This window comes from Sinorhizobium sp. B11, assembly GCA_039725955.1.
In the GTDB taxonomy this organism is placed as follows: domain Bacteria; phylum Pseudomonadota; class Alphaproteobacteria; order Rhizobiales; family Rhizobiaceae; genus Rhizobium.
Map to the genome: position 1 here is coordinate 1,865,099 of CP091034.1, position 23,217 is coordinate 1,888,315.

Here is a 23,217-nt window from a genome sequence, read left to right on the forward strand (position 1 = left end):
CATGAGCGGCGAAAAGCCAGGCCTCACCCATATCGGTGCCTCCGGCGAGGCGCATATGGTCGATGTTTCCAACAAGGCCGAGACCGTGCGCATCGCCACTGCCGAAGGCCACGTGAAAATGGCGCCGGAGACGCTTTCGCTCATTCGTCAAGGCAATGCCAAGAAGGGCGACGTCATCGGTACCGCTCGCCTTGCCGGCATCATGGCCGCCAAGCGGACGGCCGACCTCATTCCTCTCTGCCATCCGCTTATGCTGACAAAGGTCACGGTCGAGATCGAAGAAGATGCCGACCTGCCCGGCCTGCGGGTCACGGCCACTGCCAAGCTCACCGGCAAGACCGGTGTGGAGATGGAAGCGCTGACTGCTGTCTCCGTCGCATGCCTGACGATCTACGACATGGCCAAGGCCGCCGACAAGGCGATGGAGATCGGCGGTGTCAGGTTGCTTGAAAAATCCGGCGGCAAATCCGGAGATTTCCGCCATCCGGAGGCAAGATGAACCTTCTGCCGGTCGCCGAGGCCTTAAGCCGCCTGCTGTCCAGTGCCGCGCCCGTCATGGCGTCCGAAACGCTGCCGCTCGCAGAGGCTGAGGGTCGCGTTCTGGCCGCCGACCTCACGGCAGGTCTGACCCAACCGCCGTTCAACTCCTCCGCCATGGATGGCTATGCGCTGCGCCGTAAGGATGCGCCGGAGCCAGGCGCCGTTCTGAAGGTCATCGGCACATCGTCTGCCGGCCACGGTTTCGAAGGTAGCGTTGGTCCGGGCGAGGCCGTCCGCATTTTCACCGGCGCACCTGTACCGTCGGGTGCCGATAGCGTGTTGTTGCAGGAGGACGCGGAAAAGATCGAAGGCGGTATCAGAAGCAATTTCCCGGTGCGGCAGAACCAGCATGTTCGCCCGCGCGGTCAGGATTTCACTGAAGGCGAAGTGGTGTTGCCCGCCGGTACGATCCTCGATTTCTCGCGGCTGACGGTCGCGGCCGGCATGAACCGGCCCGATGTCGAGGTGTTGCGCCGTCCCCTCATCGCCATTCTTGCGACCGGCGACGAACTTCTGCCGCCCGGAAGCACGCCTGGTCCCTCACAGATCATCGCCTCCAACACCTTTGGCGTCGCTGCCCTTGCCCGCCGCGCCGGTGCCGACGTGCTCGATCTCGGCATCGTGCCTGATGACAAGGCGAAGATCACGGCAGCGATCGACAAGGCGCGCAATGCGAAAGTCGATGTGATCGTCACCCTCGGTGGCGCCTCGGTCGGCGATCATGATCTGGTGCAGGCGACATTGATCGAAGCCGGCATGAAGCTCGATTTCTGGCGCATCGCCATGCGTCCCGGCAAGCCGCTGATGGTCGGCAGTTTCGGAAACACCCATGTTCTCGGCCTGCCCGGCAATCCCGTCTCGAGCCTCGTCTGCTCGCTGCTCTTTCTGGAGCCGCTGATCCGTAAGCTTGGCTCGCTGCCATCGGTCCCGCGCGAGACGATGGTGGAGGCCGCCGTCACGCTGCGCGCCAATGATCACCGTCAGGACTATGTGCGCGCCAAGCTCTCGAAATCCGCCGCTGGCGGCTGGCTTGTCGAACCCTTCGACAAGCAGGATTCATCGATGATGAAGACCTTCGCCCTTTCGGACTGCCTCATCATTCGCCCGCCGCATGCGCCGGAACTGCCGGCGGGAGCCACCTGCCCGGTCATGCTTCTGCGGCCAGATCTCCTCGCCTGACATTTCCTGAGGCGACCGCAAGCCAGAAGCAGAGCTGTGCCAGCACACTTGCGCCGAGGATGACGGTCGCGGCGGCAAGTCCGGGGTCACCGCCTATGCCCGAAAGCGCGCTGCAGATGGCGCCGACGGCCATCTGCGTCGAGCCGTAGAGGCCGGAGGCCGAGCCGGTGACTTTCGGATTGACGCTGACGGCGAGCGTCAGCGCATTGGGCGAGGCCACGCCCGCGCCGATCGTATAGACCATGATCGCAGCCATCATCGGCAGAAGCGTCAGATGATGGCTCACGGCGAGGCCGAAGAAGACCAGTGCGGCAGCAATGCTGACGAGATTGGAAATCACCATCAGTCGCTTCATCGCAAACCGGCCGATCAGCCGCGTGGCGATCATGCTGCCGATCCAGTAGCCGAAGATCAACAGTGCAAGACAAATGCCGACCTCCGTTGCCGGGCGGCCAAGCTCGTTGATGACGATGAACGGGGCGGATGCCGTGAAGGCATACATGGAGGTCGTCGCACAGCCGCCGCCAACGGCATAGCCGACGAATGAGCGCGACGCGAGCAGCCCCAGATAGTCACGGCTCAGTGACTTCATGGAAGCCTCGGAGTTGCGGATGCCAGTTTCCGGCACCTTGCGCCATGTCAGCAGCAGATTGACGATGCCGAGCGCGCAGAGGGCCACGAAGATCGAACGCCAGCCGAGCGTAGAAGCAAGCGCGCCGCCGACGATGGGGGCAAGCCCCGGCCCGACCGTGACCATCAGGTTCATGATCGCAAGCCGCTTGGCCGTTTCATCGGGGCTGGAGGTGTCGCGTACGATGGCGCGGGCAATGACAAGCCCGGCGCAGCCACCGAAAGCCTGGAAGAGCCTGGCTGCGATCAGCGCATGCACGCCGGGCGAGACAAGCGCGGCGACGCCGGCGAGCGTATAGAGCACAAGCCCGCTCATCAGCACCGGCCGGCGTCCGTAGCGATCCGAAAGCGGACCATAAACGAGCTGACCGACGGCAAGGCCGAAAATGTAGAGACTGACGGTCAGTTGCATCTCGCCGATCGAGGCACCGAGATCGGTGGCCGCTGCCGGAAGCGCAGGCACGAAAATATGCATGGCCAGAGTGCCACTGAAGGTGATGAGCCCGAGCAGCCAGACCGGTATGTGACGCTTTGCGCCAAGTGGTCGCGCTTCGCTCATCGGGCCTGGATGCGTATTCACTGTTCTGGTTCCTCGAGCTGCCGGGCAAGCACGTCGCTGATGTGATCGAGCACGCGCCACGTGGTTTCGATGTCCTCGCGCGGCACCAAGGCAAGCGCCTCCTCGCGGATGCCCTGCGCCACGCGTTCGACCGCCTCCACGGTCCTCCTGCCCTCTTCCGTCAGCAGGATTTCCTTTGCACGCCTGTCTTCACCTTCGCGTCGCTCGACCAGTCCCGCCTTCTCCAGATTATCGATCAGGCGTACGACGGAGGAATTGTCGAGTGAGAGCGAGGCGGCCAGTTCCTTCTGGTGCATCGGCGTCGGCGAGCGGGCGATACGCAGCAGCGGCAGCCATGTCGCTTCCGTCAGCCCGAAAGGCTGCAAACGCAGATTGGCGACACGCCGCCAGTAGCGAGCGGTCTGGGAGATGAGGCTCCCGAATGAGGTTGTGATCTTGTCGTCGGTCATGTCAATATCGATGGGATAGCAATAAATGACATGTCATCTATTGTGGCGCAAGACGAAAGTGTGATTGGTGCGTCGTTTCAAGCGATGAACTTTTCTCGGTTCACTTCAGTCGGAAAACAGCGCTGTCGGCGGTCGAGAGGCTCTGGGCTCCGCCAAAATCCGGCACCGCATAGTTTGCAAGCCGCAGCAGTGAGTTCGTGGGAAGGGGCGCCCTGCCGGGATCGCCGACGAGCACATCGAGACCGGCCATGCGGCAGCGTTCGAGAAACGGCAGGACACGCCCCGCCAACGCCTCGTCATAGAAGATGTCACCGGCCAGCATTACCTCGGCAGCAGGCGGAGCATCTCCCATGATGTCGCCGAGTTCCGTGTCGATCATGACACCATTCGCTGCAGCGTTCATCAGCGTAGCAGCAATCGCCTTGTCATCTATATCAACGGCCAGAGCATGTGCTGCACCGCATTTCATTGCCGCTATGGCGACAAGACCGGAGCCTGTGCCGAGATCGATGATGCGTTTGCCGGCAACCGTTTCGGGATGGTCGAAGAGATAGCGCGCAAGCACGGCGCCACCTGCCCAGGGATAGGCCCAGTAGGGCGGCATCAGATCGGAATCATCAGCCATTGCAAGCCGATAGAGGCCGCTCCTCGGTGTCGCCGTATGCAGCCTGACCTTAGGTATGGAAGGCACTTCCGAAAGCGGCAGGTTCGCCTTGATGAAGGCCGTCAGGTCGAGACGATCATCTGTGGACGCCGGTCTCATCTACTATCGATTGCCTCGTTGCGACAGGCCTTCAGGCCGCCCGGACGGCATAATACCTCGCTGGACCTTTGTATAGTTATGGAAGCCCGCGCCCCCGCGTAATTTCCACACGCGATCCCCCAGGGGTTCGCCCCTATTTTCTAAAGCTGGAGGAACTTATGCAACCGATCACCAGACGCTCATTCTCGGCCGCTCTCGTTGCAGGGGCCGCACTCAGCATGTTTCCGGCCGCCAGCCGGGCCGCCACCGTAACCAAGGCAAAGAATGTCGTTCTCGTCCATGGCGCTTATGCCGATGCATCCTGCTGGCTGGATGTCATCCCTCATCTGCAGGCCGCCGGTCTGAACGTGATGGCCGTTCAAAACCCCCTCACCTCTTTTGCCGACGACGTCGAAGCCACCAAGCGTATCCTGGCACTGATGGATGGTCCGACCGTGCTTGTTGGCCATTCCTATTCCGGCATGCTCGTCACTGAAGCTGGTGTCGATCCCAAGGTCACCGCGCTCGTCTACATCGCCGCTCGCGCGCCGGATGCCGGCGAGGATTATACCGCGCTTGCCAAGCAATATCCGACGCCGCCGGCCAGTGCCGGCCTTGTTCGCAATGGCGGTTACGCCCAGTTGAGCGAGGAAGCTTTCGTGAGAGACTTCGCCGGCGATCTGCCAGTTGCCCGCGCTAAGGCGCTCTATGCCGTGCAGGGCCGCATTTCCGATACGCTGTTCACTGCCAAGACGACGGTTGCCGCCTGGCGCTCCAAGCCGTCATGGTATGCCGTTTCGAAGAACGACCGCACCATCAATCCCGATCTCGAACGCTTCATGGCAAAGCGCATGAATGCGACGACTGTGGAGCTCGACGCCAGCCACGCTTCGCTGATCTCGCAGCCGCGCGCCGTCGCCGATCTCATCCTCGCAGCAGCCGGTCAAGACGAACATATCTGAGACCTTTGCCGCATGCCGGCCGCATTGCCTTACCAGTGCGGCCGGCGACTGCGTTAGCGGTCCTTTTTCTTGCCGAACTTGCCCTTGCCGCCTTCGAACTTGCCGCCTTCGAATTTCGGCTTCGGGCCTTTCTTCGTCCAGGGCTTGTCGTCCTGACGCTCGGCGCTGGCGGGCCTGTCCTTGCCGAACTTGCCCTTCGGCTTGTCGCCGCGGAAACGATCATCGCCACGATCCTCGAACGGCTTCTTGGCAAAGGGTTTGGCAGCCGGTTTGCTGAAATCGGGCATGCCGTTCAGCCTGACCACGCGGATACCGCGTTCCATCGTCTTGTTCGGGCCGAGCGCGCCGAGAAAGCCATCGGCGCTATCAGCAGCAATTTCCACAAAGGTTTCATCCGGCTGCATCTTGATGGCGCCAATCTCACGCTTCGTGAGATTGCCGTTGCGGCAGAGCATCGGGATCAGCCAGCGCGGCTCGGCATTCTGCTTGCGGCCAACGGAGACCGAGAACCAGACGCTCGGACCGAAGTCGTCGCGCGGTCCCTTCTGCGCCGGAGCAAATTCGCGTGCCTCGCCGTTGTCGCGGCGTTTGCGGGCGCGGTCGTCCTGCACAGAAACCTCGATCAGGTCTTCCGGCGCCGACTGATTGGCGCGGTAGAGGCGCACGAAAGCGGCGGCAAGCGTCTCCGCACCATGGCTGGCGATCAGCTTCTGTACGAGATCCTGTTCTTCATCCTGCGGCTTGTCGGCAAAGATCGGATCTGCGAGCAGCCGCTCGTCGTCGCGTTCAGTCACTTCTTCGACGGACGGCGGACGTGCCCAGGTGGCATTGATGCCGGCATTTTCCAGCAGTCGCTCTGCCTTGCGGCGAACGTTGAGCGGCACGATGAGCGCGCTGACGCCCTTGCGTCCCGCACGGCCCGTACGGCCGCTGCGATGCAGCAGCGTTTCCGGATTGGTCGGCAGGTCGGCATGCACGACGAGATCGAGGCCCGGCAGGTCGATGCCGCGTGCGGCGACATCGGTTGCGATGCAGACACGCGCGCGTCCGTCGCGCATAGCCTGCAGCGCATGGCTGCGCTCGTTCTGGGTCAATTCGCCGGAGAGTGCCACGACATTGAAATTGCGGTTGTGGAACCGTGCCGTCAGGTGATTGACGGCCGCACGCGTCGAACAGAAGACAATCGCATTGCGCGCCTCGTAATAACGCAGCACGTTGATGATAGCGTTTTCACGGTCGCTTGGAGAAACGACGAGCGCGCGATAGTCGATATCGATATGCTGCTTCTCTTCCGCCTGCGTGCTGATGCGCACGGCATCGCGCTGATAGCTCTTGGCGAGCTTGGCGATCGCAGCTGGAACCGTTGCCGAGAACATCAGGGTACGGCGCTCATCGGGCGCCGCTTCGAGGATGAATTCCAGATCTTCGCGGAAGCCGAGATCGAGCATCTCGTCTGCCTCATCCAGCACGGCAGCCTTGAGTTCGCTCATGTTGAGCGCATGGCGGCGGATGTGGTCGCAGAGACGTCCCGGCGTGCCAACGACGATATGCGCACCGCGTTCCAGCGCACGGCGCTCGCTGCGGATATCCATGCCGCCGACGCAGCTGACGATCACGGCGCCTGCCATTTCGTAGAGCCATTCCAACTCGCGCTTGACCTGCAGTGCCAGTTCGCGCGTCGGCGCGATCACGAGAGCAAGAGGTGCGGCGGCTGGCCCGAAACGCTCGGCGCCTTCAAGCAGCGTCGGCGCAAGCGCCAGGCCGAAGGCAACGGTCTTGCCCGAGCCGGTCTGGGCGGAAACGAGAGCGTCAGATTCTGCGAGCGCCGGATCGAGCATCGCCTTCTGGACGGGGGTAAGTTCTGTATAGCCGCGCTTCTGCAACGCCTTGGCGATCGCCGGAGAGACGCCGTTATAGTCAGTCATTTGTTCGATCTTTCGGAGCTGTCAGGCGCAGCGAGCGCCGTAGCCGGAAACGTCCGGCCGAAGAGTTGGGCCGTTCCTACTCGCTCCGGCTGCGAATGTCAAAGTGTCTCGCCGCGCCATGTGTAGATGGCGATGCCGCCGGAGCGGCCGCGGAGTTTCGTATCGAACGGTCCGGCCAACCGGCCCGTGTGCAAGGGAATGGCATCGGGACCGGCGGCGTCGAGCAGTCCGGCGCTGAGTGCAAGCTCCGCACCGCGGCTTGCCGCCACTTCCATCAGCCGCTGCGCGACATTGACGGTATCGCCCGTCGCGGTGATCTGCTGCCGGTCGCCGGTGCCAAGACGCGAAGCGACGATCGGGCCGCAATGGGCGCCGAGCTTGAAGCCTATCTTCCTGCGCCGAAGCTCAGGATGGCCTGCGAGGAAGAGGCGCGTGCGATCGGCAAGCCGTATGGCGCAGGCTGCGGCCCGCGCCGCATCGTCCGCCGCCGGTGCCGGCAATCCGAAGAGGATCATGGCGCCGTCGCCCATGAAGCTGGTGATCGCCCCGCCGAGAAGCCGTACTTCCTCATCGATCAGTTCAAAGAAGCCGCTGAGGATCTCGCGCACCATGGCCGGTCCAACCGCTTCGCTGAGGCCGGTGAAGCCCGAGAGATCGATGAAGACGACGGAAGCATTCTGCCGCACGGGCTCGGCCAGGAACGCCGGGTCGCGCGCCAGCCACTCCCCGAGGCCAGGCGCCTCGATGCGCTGCAGGCGCTCGGATTGATCGGCAAAGTGCCGCGCACGGCGGCGATCGCGCCAGAGTTCTGCGGCGCCGAAAATAATCGCAGGCGGGAGTGCAGCCGCAATCGGCAATGCAGCACTCAGCCAGTAACCGTTCGCGAAAGCGGCAAGGTTGAGCATCGCCCAGGCAATGACCGTGAGGCATATGATGATAAAGCCGAGAGCGCTGCGGCGCCACGCGACCAGCGCGACCAGGAGAACAGGCAAGGCCGTCGCAATGCCGGCATCCGCCTGCCGTGTTCTGCTGTCGCGAACCATGCCATCGCCGGCGATCAGATGGGTGATTGCCGTCGACATGACTTCGACACCCGGCAGGATGGGATCGAACGGTGTGGGAAAGACATCGCCGCCGCCGGTGACTGTTGCGCCGATCACCACAACCTTGCCGGTGATGGCATCCGCCGGCAGCTTGCCATCGAGCGCATCGGCAGCGCTGAAGGTGCTGATGCTGCCCGCAGGACCATAGAACGTCAGCGGCAGGCGCTGGCCCGTATCCGTTGGAATGCGGTGAGCACCGAGCCGGATGCCATCGTTTTCGATCAAGGGTTCGGCCCCGAGCGCAATCGAGGCCGCGCGCAAAGGAAAGGCTGCGTCCAGACGGTCGGCGGCGCGAGAAAACAGCGGGATGAAACGCGGCACGCCGCTCTGGTCCGTCGCGACATTGACGATGCCGAGTGGCGCAGCCTCCACGAAGCGCGGCTGCGGCAGCAGAAGCTGCTGTGCTTCGGGTACCGTTGCAAGCGGATCCTCGGCATTTGCCGTCACCGACTGGAGACTTTGTGGAAAGGTCGCGGCGCCGGCGATGATGCTGGGCGCGGATTTGATCGCCGTTGCGAGCGCCGCATCCCCTTCCTCCGTGCCGGGATCGACGAGCAGTATATCGAGAGCCAGCGCCCTTGGTTTCAACGCCCCGATGGAGGTTACGAGTTGTGCAAGCGTATCCCGCTTGAGCGGATAGCCATGTGCCGCGGCGGTGCGGTCATCGATCGCGATAATGGAAACAATATCGGGCGGAGACCGGACACCGACGATCATGCTGCGCAGATCGACCAGCGTGGCTTCCACACGCTCGATCAGGCCGGAGTTCGACTGCTGCTGCAGATGGAAATAGCCGAGGGAAGCGCCCCACAGACCGGCGAGCAGCAGTGCGATCACTGTCGGAAGCCGGTGGTTCATGAGACCGCTTATTGACCGAGGCGTGAAAGAAGAGCCGCGACGCGGGGCGCCGGCCAGGTGCGAACGGTGAGCGCAGCCGTTCCGCGCGTCACGTCTACGCCCTCGCCCGGTCCAAGCACGACGGCTGCCCCTGCCGGACGGCGTACGCCGACGCGGCCGCGTGTGACCAGTACGGAGGTCGTGCCGCCTTTGACATCGACGGCCCATTGGGTGCCGCGAACGGCCGCGATCGCCTGCGGCGTCACCACCTGGAAACCGCCGCGATGCTGGCTGCTGTCCACGTCGACAAGGGCAGCCTTGCTGCGCAATGACAGGGAATCCGGGCTGCCGTCGCGATTGCGATCGATGAGTGTGAACGATGCTCCGCGTTCGGCGGTTATATTGACGCCGCCAGGGCAGCGGAAGATCTGGTTGCCATTCGCCGCCCGCGAAATCGCGCAGCTGGCGGACTGGGCATAAGCTGCTCCCTGAGGCAGGAGCCCGATTGTCAGAACAGCGAAAAACAGGCTGAGGGAGATTGCTGGGATGGCTTTCATGATCCGCCTCTCATGACCGCCGGTACATCCTCGAAGGCGCCGGCCGATCGATACTAGCTGAATTCGCCGGTTTCCCTATGCAAAAATCGGGGGCCGTGCAAGCCATTCGGAAACATTCAGGGTCCGCTCGGTGACGGCCCGATGTAGCGAGCGCGAGGGCGAATCAGATGGCCGCTTTCGATCTGCTCCATCGCATGCGCCAGCCAGCCGGCTGTGCGCGCCAGTGCGAAGATGATGATCGGCGCCTCCTCCGGCAGGTTGAAGGCGGCCGTCATGGCGGCAAGCGCGAAATCGGCGTTGACCGGCTCGCCCACCATCTCTTCGCCGGCCCGCTGAACATCGCGGAAGATTGGCGGCACGTCGAAAGACGAGAGCAGAACGCGTGCCCGCACATCGCCGTCGGGATAAAGCGGATGTCCGAAGGCCCCCAGCCTGCTTCCCCGCAGCAACTGGTGGCGGATCGCGCGCTCCGCCCCGATGCTGGATGCGGCTTCGACAAGGGCATCGATACTCCGCCACGCCGAGCCATGCAGTGGGCCGGTCAGCGTCGAGAGACCCGAGAGCACGGCCGCAGAAAGTGCCGCTCCCGTCGAAACCGTGACGCGGACAGCGAAGGTCGAGGCATTCAGCTCATGATCGGCGAACATGACGAGCGCCCGACGCAGGCAATCGGCGGCCTCCGGCCTGCCCCAGCATGCAGCGAGACGGTGATGCAGGGAATGGTCCGACGGGCCTGGCGCCAGTGCATCGGCAATGGTGGAAAGCACGCTGCATGCTTCCATCTGCAAGGCGGGGCGCGCACGTCCGAGCGACGGCAGATCGGCGCTCACCCGTCCTGCCAGCGCCAGAAGTGCAGCCTGAATGGCAGGCGCTGCCGGCTCTGGCGCGCGCGCTGCCACGCAGGTAAAACTTTCCGCGTTCCAAAGGAGCAGCGCAGTCTCCTCCAGCGTCGCATGCACTGAAAGCTCCGCCGCATCCCGCCCCCGATAAAGCAATCGTCCCGCGGCAATGGTTGAGATCGCGGATGCCAGCACGGGATCGCCCCAGCTGATTGCCTCGGCGGCGACCGTCTCGCTCTTGCGTCGGCCGGCATGCCGCTCGGCAAGTCGTTTGACGTCGCTTTGCTGATAGAGGCTGCGGCGCGGGTCGGCTGGGTCGGCCTTGGCGCGGATGCGACCCCGGCTGACATTGGCATAAAGCGTCTGCGGCTTGGTGCCGAGTTCCGCCAACGCTTCCTCTGCTGTCAGCCAGGTCAAAGCAACCTCATATTGATCAATTACATCAAGATTGACGTCAACCAAACTAGGTCCGATCTTTCCTCTGGTAAAGGAGAAAACCCATGAAAAATGGTTTGGAAGATGTCATTGCCGCTGAAACACAGCTCTCGGATGTCGACGGCGAAGCGGGCCGGCTGATCATCCGCGGCATATCCCTGGATCATCTGGCCGGGCGCAGTACCTATGAAGATGTCGCCGCGCTGCTGCTGGATGGATTGATCGAACCGCATCTCGATGCAACCGAGTTGCGCCGCCGGCTTGGCCAGGCGCGACGGGAAGTTTTCGCGGAAGTCAAAGCCGCCGATTCCCGCTTGCTGGCGCTGCCGCCGGTCGATGCGATGCGAGCACTCGTCGCGCGCCTGCCGGACGGTGAAGATATCGATACTGCGCTTCGCCTGCTTGCAGCACCCGCTGTCTTCCTGCCGGCGGTTCTGCGCCTGCAGCGCGGCGAGAAGCCGGTAAAGCCCGATGCCGGCTCGTCGCAGTCAGCCGATATCCTGCGGATGCTATCGGGCACGGTGCCGAGCGCCGAGCAGACGGGTGCACTCGACACCTATCTCGTAACGATCTCCGATCACGGCCTCAACGCCTCAACCTTCGCATCGCGCGTCATCGCCTCCACCCGCGCCGGCCTCACCTCCTCGGTGCTGGCGGCGATCAGCGCACTGAAGGGGCCGCTGCATGGCGGCGCGCCGGGGCCGGTGCTCGATATGCTTGACGGTATCGGGAGCGATGCCAATGCCGGCCCCTGGCTGCGCTCGGCGCTCGATCGCGGCGAACGGCTGATGGGCTTCGGCCACCGTGTTTACCGCGTGCGCGACCCGCGTGCCGATGCACTGAAAAATGCGCTGAAGCCGCTTGTTGCCGCAGGTCAGGTGAATACCGGCCGCATCGCGCTTGCCGAAGCCGTTGAGCAGGCAGCGCTCGCGATCCTGAAGGAGCGCAAGCCAGACCGGCCACTGGATGTGAATGTGGAATTCTATACCGCGTTGCTTCTGGAAAGCCTCGGCTTCCCGCGCGATGCCTTCACCGGCGTCTTTGCGATCGGCCGCACTGTCGGCTGGGTCGCCCATGCCCGCGAACAGGGGCTGGAAGGTCGCCTCATTCGTCCCCGCTCGGTCTACGTGGGACCGCTGCCGCAGGCGGCGTGACGGAATGAAAAAAGCCGCTCCCTCGTTTCGGAGGGAGCGGCTGGAATTGTGTAACAGCGAAGAATTAGACCAATCGGCTCTGTTCCGTCGCCGCTTCGATGAAGCTTGCAAAGAGCGGATGCGGATCGAGCGGGCGGGACTTCAGTTCAGGATGGTACTGAACGCCGATGAACCAGGGATGGTCGGGATATTCGATCGTCTCCGGCAGGACGCCGTCAGGCGACATGCCTGAGAAGACGAGGCCGCAGTTTTCCAGCCGGTCCTTGTAGTCGATATTGACTTCGTAGCGATGGCGGTGACGCTCGGAAATATCGGTCGAGCCGTATATATCCGAAATCTTCGTGCCCTTCTTCAGGGACGCCTTGTAGGCGCCGAGACGCATCGTGCCGCCGAGATCGCCCGCTGCCGTGCGCTTCTGCAACTCGTTGCCCTTCACCCATTCCGTCATCAGGCCGACAACCGGCTCCGGCGTCGGGCCGAATTCGGTCGAGGAGGCGTTCGAGACATCGGCGAGGTTGCGCGCAGCCTCGATGACGGCCATCTGCATGCCGAAGCAGATGCCGAAATACGGCACCTTGCGCTCGCGGGCAAAACGCGCCGCATGGATCTTGCCTTCCGAACCGCGCTCGCCGAAGCCGCCCGGTACCAGAATTCCGTGCACCTTCTCGAGATACGGTGCCGGATCTTCCTTTTCGAAGACTTCCGACTCGATCCATTCGAGCTTGACCTTGACGCGGTTGGCGATGCCACCGTGATGCAGCGCTTCGATCAGCGACTTATAGGCATCCTTGAGGCCGGTATACTTGCCGACGATCGCGATCGTGACTTCGCCTTCCGGCGTGCGGATGCGGTTGCAGACCTCTTCCCACTGGTCGAGGCGCGGCTTTGGCGCCGGCTCGATGCCGAAGGCGGCAAGCACTTCGTCGTCGAGGCCTTCCTTGTGATAGGCCATCGGCACGTCGTAGATATTGGCAACGTCGAGTGCCTGAATGACGGCGGAAGGGCGCACGTTGCAAAACAGCGACAGCTTGCGGCGTTCGGCTTCCGGGATTTCCCGGTCGGCACGTACCAAGAGGATATCGGGATGAATGCCGAGCGCCTGCAGTTCCTTGACGGAATGCTGCGTCGGCTTGGTCTTCAGCTCGCCCGCTGCCGGAATGTACGGCATCAGCGTCAGGTGGACGTAGATTGCGGTGCCGCGCGGCAGGTCGTTGCCGAGCTGGCGGATCGCTTCCATGAAGGGCATCGCCTCGATATCGCCGACCGTGCCGCCGATTTCGCAGATGACGAAATCATAGTCGTCATTGCCTTCGATGACGAAATCCTTGATCTCGTTGGTGACGTGCGGGATGACCTGAACGGTCGCGCCGAGATAATCACCGCGGCGTTCCTTGTCGATGATGTTCTTGTAGATGCGGCCGGTGGTGATGTTGTCGGTCTTGGTCGCCGAGCGTCCGGTAAAACGCTCGTAGTGGCCAAGATCGAGGTCGGTTTCCGCGCCGTCGTCGGTGACGAAGACTTCGCCGTGCTGGGTCGGGCTCATAGTGCCCGGATCCACGTTCAGATAGGGGTCAAGTTTGCGAAGCCGGACCCGATAACCACGGGCCTGCAACAACGCTCCGAGAGCCGCGGCCGCAATTCCTTTTCCGAGGGAAGAAACCACGCCGCCAGTGATGAATACGTATCGCGCCATGGGAGTCACCGGATACCTTTTCAAAAACGATTCCACCAGCCCAAAAATTCTTTTCCAGAACTTTTGGTGCGTGGCGCAGGAATCTGAACAAAAGAAAACCGGCAGACCCGAGGGCCTGCCGGCGGTTTATTTTCTGGACCGGCTTATTGTCCCGTGGGGACGCCGGAAGGCTGTGCCGGCGCGGTCGCGGCGGGAGCCTCAGGCTGAGCCGGAGCCGTCGTCGGAGCAGCCGGTGCGGTCGCCGCAGGGGCGCTTGCAGCCGGTGCCTGCGTTGCAGGAGCCGGCGTTGCCGGGGCAGCCGGCGCCGGAGCCGCAGCGCCGCCATTCGGAATGCCGCTGTTATCGGCAGGCGTGGCCGGAGCCGCTGGGTTGCCGCCGCCGAGCGAATCGAGAATGCCGTTGCCCTGCCCGCTCGTTGCCGGAATGCGATTGAGAATATCGGTCGGGCGGCTTTCGTAACGGGTCAGGATGCCGAGGCCGAGCGAAGTAAGGAAAAACAGCGTCGCCAGGATCGCCGTCGTGCGCGTCAGCGCATTGGCCGTGCCTCGGGCCGACATGAAGCCCGATCCGCCGCCGATACCGAGACCGCCGCCTTCGGAGCGCTGGATGAGCACGACGCCGACGAGCGCGAGCACGATCATGAGATGGATGACAATCAATACGGTCTGCATGGGTCCAGTCCTGCCCGTCTGAGGACGGACATAAAGTAAAAATCTGGCGGCTCTTTACATGAGGTCATCAGCTATTCCAAGCCCTTCGGCCAGGAATATGCAATCGACTCAGGCGAGCAGCGCCTCGTATGTGCCGTAGATGGCGAGGAAGTCGGTGGCTTTCAAGCTCGCCCCGCCGATCAGCGCGCCATCGACATTGTCGACGGCAAGCAGTTCGCGGGCATTGCCGGGCTTGACCGAGCCGCCATAGAGAATGCGCATGCCCTTGCCCTCATCACCGAAGCGGTGGACGAGTTCGGAGCGGATGAAGGCATGGGCGATTTCCACGTCCTTTGCCGTCGGTGTCAGCCCGGTGCCGATCGCCCAGACGGGCTCATAGGCAATGACGGTATTGTCAGCGGTTGCTTCCCCCGGCAGCGAGCCGGAAAGCTGGCGCTTGAGAATGTCGAGCGTCTGATAGGCGTCGCGCTCTTCGCCGGTCTCGCCGACGCAGACGATCGCCGTCAGGTCCGCCTGATAGGCGGCTTGCGCCTTGCCGCGGATCATATGGTCGGTCTCGGCATGGTCGATGCGCCGTTCCGAATGACCAACGATCACGTAAGTGCCGAAGCAATCGGCGATCATGTCGGCCGAAATATCGCCGGTATGCGCGCCGGACTGGGCCTGATGGCAATCCTGTCCGCCGATCGCAAGTGGGCTGTCGGTCGCAAGCGCGGTCGAGACGTAAAGCAGTGTCGCCGGCGGGCAGATCAGCGTTTCGACCTTGTCGGACAAGGGAACCATGACGCCCTGGGCAATCGCCTTGATCTGGTCCAATGAATCGCGCGTGCCGTTCATCTTCCAGTTCCCCGCCACGAGCGGGCGTACGTCAGGTGTCATGCTGCTCTCCCAAAATCCGCATATCCGGCGGCCTTAGCAAAAGCGTGGCTCAAAGGAAAGCGCCTGGGGTGGCCTCGGCGAAATATGATGGCCTGAAAGCCCTACGTGACCTGGAATCTGCCTGCTCAGGACGCCAGAACCCAGTTCAGCACCCTGCGCCAGTCGATCATGCGGATCGGCGTCCCATGATTGCCATTCTGGAAGAGCGTGAAATGCGTCGGGTATTTTGCCTTGTGGAGCTTTTCGTACAGCGCCTGCTGGTCGGTGGCGGCATAGACAGGGTCGCGGCTTCCATGGGCAAACCAGAGCGGCAGCTTGGCCTTGTAGAACGGGCTTTTCGCAAAATCCGGGTCCGAAACGCCGCTCATGATCAGCATGCCCTTCAGCCGTTTGACGCTCTCGGCGTCACGGGTGATGCCCCAGCAGATCTGGCTGCCCATCGAGGCGCAGCTGAGGATGACCGGGCGGCCGGGAGACTGTGCGCTTGCATAGCGGATGAGCCCGGCAATGGCGGTCACGCCAGTGGCGTCGAAGGTTTTGACCGTCGGCGAATAGTAGACGCCCCCATTACCGGCCGTAAGGTTCTTCAGCCGGTTGAAATTGCCGCCGAAGGAATAGTCGTTGGCGCCGAGGCGCCGGTCGCCGTCGCGGCCATGGATGAAGATGACCGTGAAGGCGGCATTCTCAGCCGGTCCCACCCTGGTGACATCGAGCTTGATACCGTCGAGCGACAGCGTTTCATCCGCCTGCAGTTTCTTGATGCCGAGCGAGACATATTTCTGCTGCACCCGCTTTTGAGGGATCTGGTCGCGCCCATTAATGTCGCGCATCTCGTCGTAATCGATCACTTCCGATGCGCCGTCATCGCCCGTCTGCAGCACTTTCTGCGTCGAAAACAGATCGTCCTTGTAGGGCGGCAAGGTCTCGGCCGAGGTGGTCGTGACAGCCGCGGACAGGAAAAAGGCCGCAATTGCAGTGATTATGGTGCAATGACTTGTGGACATCGGCATGCAGATGGTTCCCAAAGAGCTGCCGCGACTTGCCATTCGGCGCCCGGCAACGCAAATCACATCTTGAAAAGCTCCGCAAATCCGGGGCGCGTCGCGTATCGGGGCGCTTTCTGTCAGAATTCCCCTGATTCGCAAACGCGATACGGACCGCGACTATTGTGGGCCAGCGGCGGCCCTTCACGAGAATGAAGATCTGAACGGTTCCATGGAAGACAGCAACGACCTCTTTTCCGGAATGCCCCTCACGCAAAAGCAGGAGGAGGCTGCAAAGCCTGCGGCACCTGCCGAACGGCCCGCCGCGGCTGCGGCACCCGCTGCCGCGCGCCCTGCCCCGGCAACGTCGAACGGCGATGATTATGGCGCCTCATCGATCCGTGTTCTGGAAGGTCTGGAACCGGTGCGCATGCGCCCCGGCATGTATATCGGCGGTACCGACGAAAAGGCACTGCACCACCTCTTTGCCGAAGTCATCGACAACTCGATGGACGAAGCGGTGGCCGGCCATGCCGATTTCATCGACGTGCATCTCGATATTCAGGGTTATCTGACTGTCACCGACAACGGCCGCGGCATTCCGGTCGAGAACCATCCGCAGGTTCCCGGCAAGTCGACGCTCGAAGTCATCATGACCAAGCTTCATGCCGGCGGTAAGTTCGACGGCAAGGCCTATGAGACCTCTGGCGGTCTGCACGGCGTCGGCGTCTCCGTCGTCAATGCACTGTCGGATGTTCTCGAAGTCGAAGTCGCTCGCAACCGCAAGCTCTACCGCCAGCGCTTCTCGCGCGGCGTGCCGCAGGGCGGGATCGAGGAACTGGGCGATGTGCACAATCGCCGCGGCACCAAGGTTCGCTTCCACCCCGACCCGCAGATCTTTGGCGACCACGCGAAGTTCGATGCGGGCCGAGTCTTCCGCATGGCCCGGTCGAAAGCCTATCTCTTCGGCGGCGTCGAGATCCGCTGGAGCTGCGATCCGGGCGTGCTGCCCGAAGGCTCCGACGTGCCTGACAAGGCCGTCTTCCACTTCCCCGGCGGCCTGAAGGATTATCTGCAGGCGACGATGGGCAAGGAATTCACCGTCACCCGCGAAATCTTCGCTGGCAAGAGCGAAAAGGTTGCCGGCCACGGTGCGCTGGAATGGGCGATCACTTGGTATGGCGGCGATCCGCAGGTTCACTCCTATTGCAACACCATTCCGACACCCGAAGGCGGCACGCATGAGGCGGGTCTGCGCATCGCGCTGACCAAGGGCCTGAAGAGCTATGCTGAACTGACGCAGAACAAGCGCGCTGCACAGATCACCACTGACGACGTGATGATTTCGGCCGTCGGCATGCTCTCGGTCTTCATCCGCGAACCGGAATTTGTCGGCCAGACGAAGGATCGACTGGCGACGGTCGAAGCCCAGCGCCTTGTCGAAAACACTCTGCGCGACCCGTTCGATCACTATCTCGCCGATAATCCGGGTGAAGCCGAGAAGCTTCTCGACTGGGTGATCGAGCGAGCCGAAGAGCGCCTGCGCCGCCGCAAGGAGAAGGAAGTCAACCGCAAGACCGCGGTTCGCAAGCTGCGCCTGCCCGGCAAACTTGCCGATTGCTCGCAGAACACCGCCGAAGGCGCCGAACTTTTCCTGGTCGAGGGTGACTCGGCAGGTGGCTCCGCCAAGCAGGCGCGCAATCGCGCCAATCAGGCGATCCTGCCGCTGCGCGGCAAGATCCTCAACGTTGCCAGCGCCGGCCGCGAGAAGCTCGGGGCCAACCAGCAGATCTCCGATCTCGTCCAGGCGCTCGGCTGCGGCACGCGCTCGAAATATCGCGAAGAGGATCTTCGCTACGAACGCATCATCGTCATGACCGATGCCGACGTCGACGGCGCGCATATCGCTTCGCTGCTCATTACCTTCTTCTATCAGGAGATGCCGGAGCTCGTGCGCGGCGGTCATCTCTTCCTCGCCGTGCCGCCGCTCTACAAGATCACGCAGGGCGCAAAGTCTGCCTATGCCCGTGATGACGAGCATCGCGCCGAACTGATGGAGACGGAATTCAAGGGCAAGGCCAAGATCGAGATTAGCCGCTTCAAAGGTCTCGGTGAAATGCTGCCCGCCCAGCTCAAGGAAACCACTATGGACCCGTCCAAGCGCACGCTTCTGCGCGTGCTGATCGACGAGGTGGATTTCGAAGGCACGCGCAATGCCGTCGACGACCTGATGGGGACCAAGGCCGAGGCACGCTTCCGTTTCATCCAGGAACGTGCAGCTTTCGCCGAAGACCTCGATATTTAAGCATTGGCGAATTCATAGAACTGACGAAGAACCGTTACGCTTCCGTCAAAATACCGGCGCAATAGAACGGCCGGCGCTCTGCCCTCCCGAGAGGTCACTGCAGCGCCGGCCCTTTTGTTTCAACCCTTTGCCGGATATTTGCCATGACCAAGCGTTTTCTCGCGACTGCCGCTTTCGTTTTCCTGTCCAGCACCGCTTCCGTTTTCGCAACCGATATTGGCGCGACCGTCGAGACCGCCTGCCCCTTCGGCGATTGCGCCGCTGCAATCTCACTTTCCTATCTCGGTGAATTCGTCATCCCGACCGGTCAGATGGAAAACGGCGTTGAATTCGGCGGCATTTCCGGCCTCGATTTCGATGCCGCCACTGGCCATTACATTGCCATCAGCGACGATCGCTCCGAAAAGGCCCCGGCCCGCTTCTACGATCTCGACATCGATGTCAGCACCGCCGGTCTTAAGGGCGTCACCGTCGTCAAGCATGTCACCTTCCAGGACAAGAACGGCCAGCCTTTTGCCTCGCGCACCGTCGATCCTGAATCCATCCGCTTCGGCAAGGACGGCATTTACTGGGGTAGCGAAGGCGACGCCAAGGCGCTGATCGCCCCTTTCGTGCGCGTCACCTCTCCTGATGGCGCCTTCGTGCGCGAGTTCAAGTTGCCCGACGGTTTTGCACCGACCGCCGACAAGTCGACCGGCATCCGCGACAACCTCGCTTTCGAGGATATCGCAGTGTCTCCATCCGGTGATGTCTTCGTCGGCGTTGAGGCAGCCCTCTATCAGGACGGCCCGAACCCCAGCCTGACGACAGGCAGCCTGTCGCGCATTATCCGCTATGACGGCGCAACCGGAGAGCCGAAGGCTCAGTATGTCTATGCGGTCTCGCCGATCCCGCAGGCCGCCACGAAGGCCGATGGCGGCAACGACAACGGCATGTCGGAAATGATTGCGCTTGATGATCACCGCCTGCTTGCCGTCGAGCGCAGCTATGCCCAGGGCTTCGGCAACAACGTCAAGCTTTTCATGATGGATCTCGACGGCGCGACCGATGTCTCCGCCATCGCCTCGCTTGCCAAGAACGACCAGCGCGTCGTCCCGGCCCGCAAAAGCCAGGTGCTGGATCTGCGCGCCATCGGCCTGACGCCCGACAACATCGAGGCCATGGCAATCGGCAAGGCGAAGGACGGTACTGATGTCCTGATCCTCGGTTCGGACAATAATTTCTCGACCGGCCAGAAGAGTCAGTTCTACGCCTTCAAGATCAACCACCGCCCTCAATAATATCGAGGCGATCGGAAGCTAAAAACAGCCACGCTTTGTATACGCTTTATCCGGGCGGACCTTGAAACCGCCCGGTTCATAGCCCATAAACTAGGACAACAATAAAAAGAGGCGCGCGTGGGTGTGTTTGACCGTCAGAAAACCAATACGGAGCCGCGATGGCTGGGGCCATCGGCGACGATACGTACGCCGCTGATACCCTCCATTTCGGCTGCCCGCTGGCTGCTCGTGCTTGTTGCCGCAGCCGGCGTCTATTTCTTCTACGGCTTCGTGGTGCCGGTGCTTGCAGCCCTCGTCATCGGCTTTGCGAGCTGGCCGCTTTACCGCAAGCTCCTCGCCCGCGTGGGCGGCAATACGACCATTGCCGCGACCATCGCAATCATCCTTATTCTCACCTTCCTCGTCATTCCGATCGGCCTTGCCGTTGCCTACACGACCGGTGAAGTGCGCACCTGGGTTGCCTGGGCGATTCACGCCAACCGCTTCGGGGCGGAAACGCCGCAATGGATCATCGCGCTGCCGTTCGCCGGTCCCTATCTCGATGAGCTCTGGACGAAATATATCGGCAGCCCCGGCGCCATGGGTGAACTCATCCAGGCCGTCAGCGGCGCTCATATCGGCAACATTTACCGCGCGGTTCTGGCGGCGGGCGGCGGCGCCTTCCACCTGCTCCTGACGCTGCTGTTCATGCTGATTGCGCTCTTCTTCGTCTATCGCGACGGCTTCTCCTTCTCAAAGCAGATCGACATGCTGGGCGAGCGCATCCTGCCGAACCGCTGGGAGCGTATTTCCCGCGTCGTGCCTGCCACGATCAGTTCGACCGTCATGGGCATGACGCTGATTGCCATCGGTGAAGGCATCGTGCTCGGCGTCGCCTATTGGATTGCCGGCGTGCCCTCTCCGGTCACGCTTGGCGTGCTGACCGGCGTCATGGCGCTGATCCCGGGTGGCGCGCCTCTCTCCTTCACGCTGGTATCCGTCTATCTGCTCGCCAGCGGTTCGCATGTCGCCGGTATCGGCCTCTTCGTCTGGGGCACGGTCGAACTCTTCATCGTCGACAAGACGCTACGCCCGAAGCTCGTCGGCGGACCGATCAAGCTGCCGTTCCTGCCGACTTTCTTCGGCCTGGTCGGCGGCGTGAAGACGATGGGCTTCCTTGGCCTCTTCATCGGCCCGGTGCTGATGGCGCTCCTGGTCGCTATCTGGCGGGAATGGATACATGAGGTCCGCACCGCCGATACGGGCCCGCAGATCCTCCTCGACGAGCAAGCCCCCCCGGTGCAACGCGCCGCCGAGGGCTGATTTCCCCGTCGGCGAAGGTCGTCAGACAGTCAGCCGTTTTTCCATGAACAGGCTGAGCGGATCTGGCTGATAGGAGCCGAAGGGCTCGATTTCGATGTATCCGTATTTCCTGTAGAGGCCGATCGCCTCGGGCTGGTAGATGCCGGTTTCCAGACGCACTGCTGCAAACCCTTTCTCCAAGCCAATTTCCTCCAAGCGGTCCATCAGCCGGCTTGCGACCTTCAGGCCCCGCGCTTGCGGTCGACGAACATGCGCTTGATCTCGGCCGTGCCGTCGCCCGCCTCGACCAGCGCGCAGCAGCCCACGATCTCGTCGCCGTTGCGCGCCACAAGGAAGCTCACCGACGGCTTTTCCAGCGTCGAGATATCGACGAGATGGTTGCTCTCGGGCGGATAGAGCGACTGCGGATAGGCGTCGGAGAGATCGAGAAGGCGGATCACCCCGTCCTGGCGCGGCGGTTCAAGAGCGATGGTGACGGGCATTTTCTCTCCTATTGCGACGAAGGACGCGAATTTTCCCGGATGACGGGGAGTTAACGTCGCTGCCTTCATTCCGTTGGAATTGTGCTGTCGAAGGTGATGACACGCTCAATAGCCATGGAGGCAAAATATGCAAGCCGTCCTCATCGCCATGACGATCCTCGGTTGCGACGATTCCGTCAGCCAATGCAATTACGTGGCCACGGTCGACAAGCACTGGGAAACTGTCGTCGCCTGCGATGCCGAGGCTGAACAACGGTTGAAAAACTATGCCAATGCCAGCTATCCAACGGTCATTGCCGTCTGCGAGGCGCCGAAATCGCTTGCCGCTGCCGAACCGGCCAAGCCGGCAACATCCGCTCCAACAGCGCCCGAGGTCGCCGAACAACAGGATGGTATTGGGGCTTTCGTGGACAATATCGCCGGGCGTGTTCGCGCCAATCTGCCTTCCGGCCAGGACGTGAAGAATACCCTGGCGAAGCCATTGCATTTCGTCTCTGCGAGCTATTCCTGGGCCGCTGCTCGCTTTACCGACTAGGCGGCAGCCAGCGACGCATAGACACGGGCCGAGCGGCGCTGCTCGGCCACATGCAGCTTCTCCACCATATCGAGCAGCTCGCCGACGGCATCATGCTGCCCCACCCGGCCGTGGAATTTCTGAAGCAGACGCCCGCAGATGCTACCGAGCAGCGAGGTCGATGTCTTGCGGGAAGCCTCACGCCACAGGAACGTCGCTTCCACGAAGATGATGCTGATATCCCGCGGCAGACCTGCCGATTCATAGAGCGCGCGCACGGCATGCATGCGGCCGGTGGCAAGGATTGCCCGTACGCGCCGGTCGCTGCATCCGGACAGATTGACGATGGCGCAAGCGAAGAATTCCACCTTGCCGCAGCAGAGTGCGTGCATGAGGAAGGACGGCGTCAGACGGTCATTCAGGCGAAGATGTTCGACCAGATCAGGCACTTCGATGGGCGCGATATCGCCGGCAATGGAAACGATCGCCGCTTCGGTCGCTTCACGGCTGATGCGCTGCAGCCTCTGCAGGCCGATTGCCGCCTGCGCCAGCGGCAGGCCGACCAGCGCATTGCTGACATGCTGTGTCAGAAGCTGGCGGGCATCTGCCGGCAGGTCGATGCGGTCGAGAAGCAGGTTTCTGATGTCGCTGACATTGCCAAGCCGTTCGGCAATCCGTTTCAGGGACTGGGTGGAAATCGTGGCGCCATCGTTTTCCAGGAGGCAGAGAACTTCGTCCTCATCGCCAACCTCGGCAAGTGCTGCGGAAACCGGGCGCGTCACATGGGCGCGTGCCGCAATCAGCATCCGTGTCGTGCCACTGCCGCGTGCTGCGAGATCGACGAGATCGGCGTCGGTCAGGATGGGCGAGCAGGTGACCGCATGGCAGGCGATCTCCGGCTGGTCTTCGGCGAGCGAAAGAATGATGTTGCGCGGTGCATGCGGCGCCCAGGCGATCGCTTCGGCGAGCGCTAAGCGCACACGCGGCGACGGATCGTCGAGCAGATAGGTCATTGCCTTCTCAGCCGCGTCGCGCCGCTCGTCCGACATTTCGCATCTGAGGTAGACGCGTCCGAGGGCATTTGCAGCGGCCGCCCTGTCGGCGGTCTTGGCCGTTTCAGCCCAACGAAGAAATGCCTCTATGATCACGACGACGCCCCAGCACTGAACGCGATTC

Annotated in this window: 20 protein-coding genes and 1 pseudogene; 8 read left to right on the forward strand and 13 right to left on the reverse strand. The window is 62.4% G+C overall.

Translation table 11 applies throughout. From position 1 onward, the window contains the following. The first annotated feature begins 1 nt into the window (after position 1). On the forward strand, positions 2-499 hold the full coding sequence (gene moaC / locus LVY75_19055) for a cyclic pyranopterin monophosphate synthase MoaC (protein XAZ25258.1): 498 nt from the start codon (positions 2-4) through the stop codon (positions 497-499). Next, a complete protein-coding gene (locus tag LVY75_19060) occupies positions 496-1,719 on the forward strand; it encodes a molybdopterin molybdotransferase MoeA (GenBank protein ID XAZ25259.1) in 1,224 nt (407 codons plus the stop codon). Before moaC ends, LVY75_19060 begins: the two co-directional genes overlap by 4 nt. Here the strand turns inward: LVY75_19060 and LVY75_19065 are convergent. From LVY75_19065 to LVY75_19075, 3 genes are all read right to left on the reverse strand, one after another. After that, the gene (locus tag LVY75_19065) at positions 1,688-2,929 is read right to left on the reverse strand and encodes a multidrug effflux MFS transporter (GenBank protein XAZ25260.1); all 1,242 of its coding nucleotides are present in this window, start codon (positions 2,927-2,929) and stop codon (positions 1,688-1,690) included. The two genes, LVY75_19060 and LVY75_19065, sit on opposite strands and share 32 nt — an antisense overlap. Then, a complete protein-coding gene (locus LVY75_19070; GenBank protein XAZ25261.1) occupies positions 2,926-3,378 on the reverse strand; it encodes a MarR family transcriptional regulator in 453 nt (150 codons plus the stop codon). The genes LVY75_19065 and LVY75_19070 overlap by 4 nt, the downstream gene beginning before the upstream one ends. A gap of 100 nt (positions 3,379-3,478) precedes the next feature. Beyond that, the gene (locus tag LVY75_19075; protein ID XAZ25262.1) at positions 3,479-4,141 is read right to left on the reverse strand and encodes a 50S ribosomal protein L11 methyltransferase; all 663 of its coding nucleotides are present in this window, start codon (positions 4,139-4,141) and stop codon (positions 3,479-3,481) included. A 158-nt stretch (positions 4,142-4,299) separates the two neighbouring features. On the opposite strand from LVY75_19075, the gene LVY75_19080 reads away from it, so the two are divergent. Next, the gene (locus LVY75_19080) at positions 4,300-5,082 is read left to right on the forward strand and encodes an alpha/beta hydrolase (protein XAZ25263.1); all 783 of its coding nucleotides are present in this window, start codon (positions 4,300-4,302) and stop codon (positions 5,080-5,082) included. 53 nt (positions 5,083-5,135) lie between these two features. Here the strand turns inward: LVY75_19080 and LVY75_19085 are convergent, their stop codons facing one another. From LVY75_19085 to LVY75_19100, 4 genes are all read right to left on the reverse strand, one after another. Then, positions 5,136-7,007: a DEAD/DEAH box helicase gene (locus LVY75_19085; protein ID XAZ25264.1), complete on the reverse strand. Its 1,872-nt coding sequence runs from the start codon at positions 7,005-7,007 to the stop codon at positions 5,136-5,138. A gap of 98 nt (positions 7,008-7,105) precedes the next feature. Further along, the gene (locus LVY75_19090; GenBank protein ID XAZ25265.1) at positions 7,106-8,968 is read right to left on the reverse strand and encodes an adenylate/guanylate cyclase domain-containing protein; all 1,863 of its coding nucleotides are present in this window, start codon (positions 8,966-8,968) and stop codon (positions 7,106-7,108) included. 8 nt (positions 8,969-8,976) lie between these two features. Then, entirely contained in the window at positions 8,977-9,504 is a 528-nt protein-coding gene (locus LVY75_19095) for a FecR family protein (protein XAZ25266.1), read from the reverse strand. A gap of 116 nt (positions 9,505-9,620) precedes the next feature. Beyond that, complete coding sequence (locus LVY75_19100) at positions 9,621-10,760, reverse strand: citrate synthase (GenBank protein XAZ25267.1); 1,140 nt, start codon at positions 10,758-10,760, stop codon at positions 9,621-9,623. A gap of 83 nt (positions 10,761-10,843) precedes the next feature. Here LVY75_19100 and LVY75_19105 point away from each other — a divergent pair, with 83 nt between their 5' ends. After that, a complete protein-coding gene (locus LVY75_19105) occupies positions 10,844-11,932 on the forward strand; it encodes a citrate synthase/methylcitrate synthase (GenBank protein ID XAZ25268.1) in 1,089 nt (362 codons plus the stop codon). 64 nt (positions 11,933-11,996) lie between these two features. Here LVY75_19105 and LVY75_19110 read toward each other — a convergent pair whose 3' ends face one another. The 4 genes from LVY75_19110 to LVY75_19125 form a co-directional block, all read right to left on the reverse strand. Beyond that, entirely contained in the window at positions 11,997-13,625 is a 1,629-nt protein-coding gene (locus LVY75_19110; protein ID XAZ25269.1) for a CTP synthase, read from the reverse strand. Between the two features lie 143 nt (positions 13,626-13,768). Next, positions 13,769-14,296 (reverse strand): preprotein translocase subunit SecG, encoded by a 528-nt coding sequence (gene secG / locus LVY75_19115; protein XAZ25270.1) that lies wholly within the window; start codon positions 14,294-14,296, stop codon positions 13,769-13,771. 108 nt (positions 14,297-14,404) lie between these two features. Continuing rightward, the gene (gene tpiA, locus LVY75_19120; GenBank protein ID XAZ25271.1) at positions 14,405-15,175 is read right to left on the reverse strand and encodes a triose-phosphate isomerase; all 771 of its coding nucleotides are present in this window, start codon (positions 15,173-15,175) and stop codon (positions 14,405-14,407) included. 125 nt (positions 15,176-15,300) lie between these two features. Then, complete coding sequence (locus LVY75_19125; protein ID XAZ25272.1) at positions 15,301-16,185, reverse strand: alpha/beta hydrolase; 885 nt, start codon at positions 16,183-16,185, stop codon at positions 15,301-15,303. A 205-nt stretch (positions 16,186-16,390) separates the two neighbouring features. On the opposite strand from LVY75_19125, the gene parE reads away from it, so the two are divergent. The 3 genes from parE (at position 16,391) to LVY75_19140 (ending at position 21,045) form a co-directional block, all read left to right on the forward strand. Beyond that, positions 16,391-18,463, forward strand: a complete 2,073-nt coding sequence (gene parE / locus LVY75_19130) for a DNA topoisomerase IV subunit B (protein ID XAZ25273.1) — start codon at positions 16,391-16,393, stop codon at positions 18,461-18,463. A 143-nt stretch (positions 18,464-18,606) separates the two neighbouring features. After that, positions 18,607-19,743 (forward strand): esterase-like activity of phytase family protein, encoded by a 1,137-nt coding sequence (locus LVY75_19135; protein ID XAZ25274.1) that lies wholly within the window; start codon positions 18,607-18,609, stop codon positions 19,741-19,743. Between the two features lie 117 nt (positions 19,744-19,860). Continuing rightward, entirely contained in the window at positions 19,861-21,045 is a 1,185-nt protein-coding gene (locus LVY75_19140; protein ID XAZ25275.1) for an AI-2E family transporter, read from the forward strand. 21 nt (positions 21,046-21,066) lie between these two features. Here the strand turns inward: LVY75_19140 and LVY75_19145 are convergent. Further along, positions 21,067-21,527 (reverse strand): annotated as a pseudogene (locus tag LVY75_19145) (GNAT family N-acetyltransferase). A gap of 127 nt (positions 21,528-21,654) precedes the next feature. Between LVY75_19145 and LVY75_19150 the strand changes: the two are divergent. After that, entirely contained in the window at positions 21,655-22,062 is a 408-nt protein-coding gene (locus LVY75_19150) for a hypothetical protein (GenBank protein XAZ25276.1), read from the forward strand. Here the strand turns inward: LVY75_19150 and LVY75_19155 are convergent. Then, a complete protein-coding gene (locus LVY75_19155) occupies positions 22,059-23,189 on the reverse strand; it encodes a DUF2336 domain-containing protein (protein XAZ25277.1) in 1,131 nt (376 codons plus the stop codon). The two genes, LVY75_19150 and LVY75_19155, sit on opposite strands and share 4 nt — an antisense overlap. Positions 23,190-23,217 lie beyond the last annotated feature (28 nt).

What these genes read in the sequence shown, in the direction of transcription:
- tpiA (XAZ25271.1), bottom strand. Translation starts at nt 15,175, where the DNA reads ATGACACCTGACGTACGCCCGCTCGTGGCGGGGAACTGGAAGATGAAC.
- parE (XAZ25273.1), top strand. Translation starts at nt 16,391, where the DNA reads ATGGAAGACAGCAACGACCTCTTTTCCGGAATGCCCCTCACGCAAAAG.
- LVY75_19090 (XAZ25265.1), bottom strand. Translation starts at nt 8,968, where the DNA reads ATGAACCACCGGCTTCCGACAGTGATCGCACTGCTGCTCGCCGGTCTG.
- LVY75_19080 (XAZ25263.1), top strand. Translation starts at nt 4,300, where the DNA reads ATGCAACCGATCACCAGACGCTCATTCTCGGCCGCTCTCGTTGCAGGG.
- moaC (XAZ25258.1), top strand. Translation starts at nt 2, where the DNA reads ATGAGCGGCGAAAAGCCAGGCCTCACCCATATCGGTGCCTCCGGCGAG.
- secG (XAZ25270.1), bottom strand. Translation starts at nt 14,296, where the DNA reads ATGCAGACCGTATTGATTGTCATCCATCTCATGATCGTGCTCGCGCTC.
- LVY75_19105 (XAZ25268.1), top strand. Translation starts at nt 10,844, where the DNA reads ATGAAAAATGGTTTGGAAGATGTCATTGCCGCTGAAACACAGCTCTCG.
- LVY75_19150 (XAZ25276.1), top strand. Translation starts at nt 21,655, where the DNA reads ATGCAAGCCGTCCTCATCGCCATGACGATCCTCGGTTGCGACGATTCC.
- LVY75_19060 (XAZ25259.1), top strand. Translation starts at nt 496, where the DNA reads ATGAACCTTCTGCCGGTCGCCGAGGCCTTAAGCCGCCTGCTGTCCAGT.
- LVY75_19070 (XAZ25261.1), bottom strand. Translation starts at nt 3,378, where the DNA reads ATGACCGACGACAAGATCACAACCTCATTCGGGAGCCTCATCTCCCAG.
- LVY75_19085 (XAZ25264.1), bottom strand. Translation starts at nt 7,007, where the DNA reads ATGACTGACTATAACGGCGTCTCTCCGGCGATCGCCAAGGCGTTGCAG.
- LVY75_19135 (XAZ25274.1), top strand. Translation starts at nt 18,607, where the DNA reads ATGACCAAGCGTTTTCTCGCGACTGCCGCTTTCGTTTTCCTGTCCAGC.
- LVY75_19125 (XAZ25272.1), bottom strand. Translation starts at nt 16,185, where the DNA reads ATGCCGATGTCCACAAGTCATTGCACCATAATCACTGCAATTGCGGCC.
- LVY75_19095 (XAZ25266.1), bottom strand. Translation starts at nt 9,504, where the DNA reads ATGAAAGCCATCCCAGCAATCTCCCTCAGCCTGTTTTTCGCTGTTCTG.
- LVY75_19075 (XAZ25262.1), bottom strand. Translation starts at nt 4,141, where the DNA reads ATGAGACCGGCGTCCACAGATGATCGTCTCGACCTGACGGCCTTCATC.
- LVY75_19110 (XAZ25269.1), bottom strand. Translation starts at nt 13,625, where the DNA reads ATGGCGCGATACGTATTCATCACTGGCGGCGTGGTTTCTTCCCTCGGA.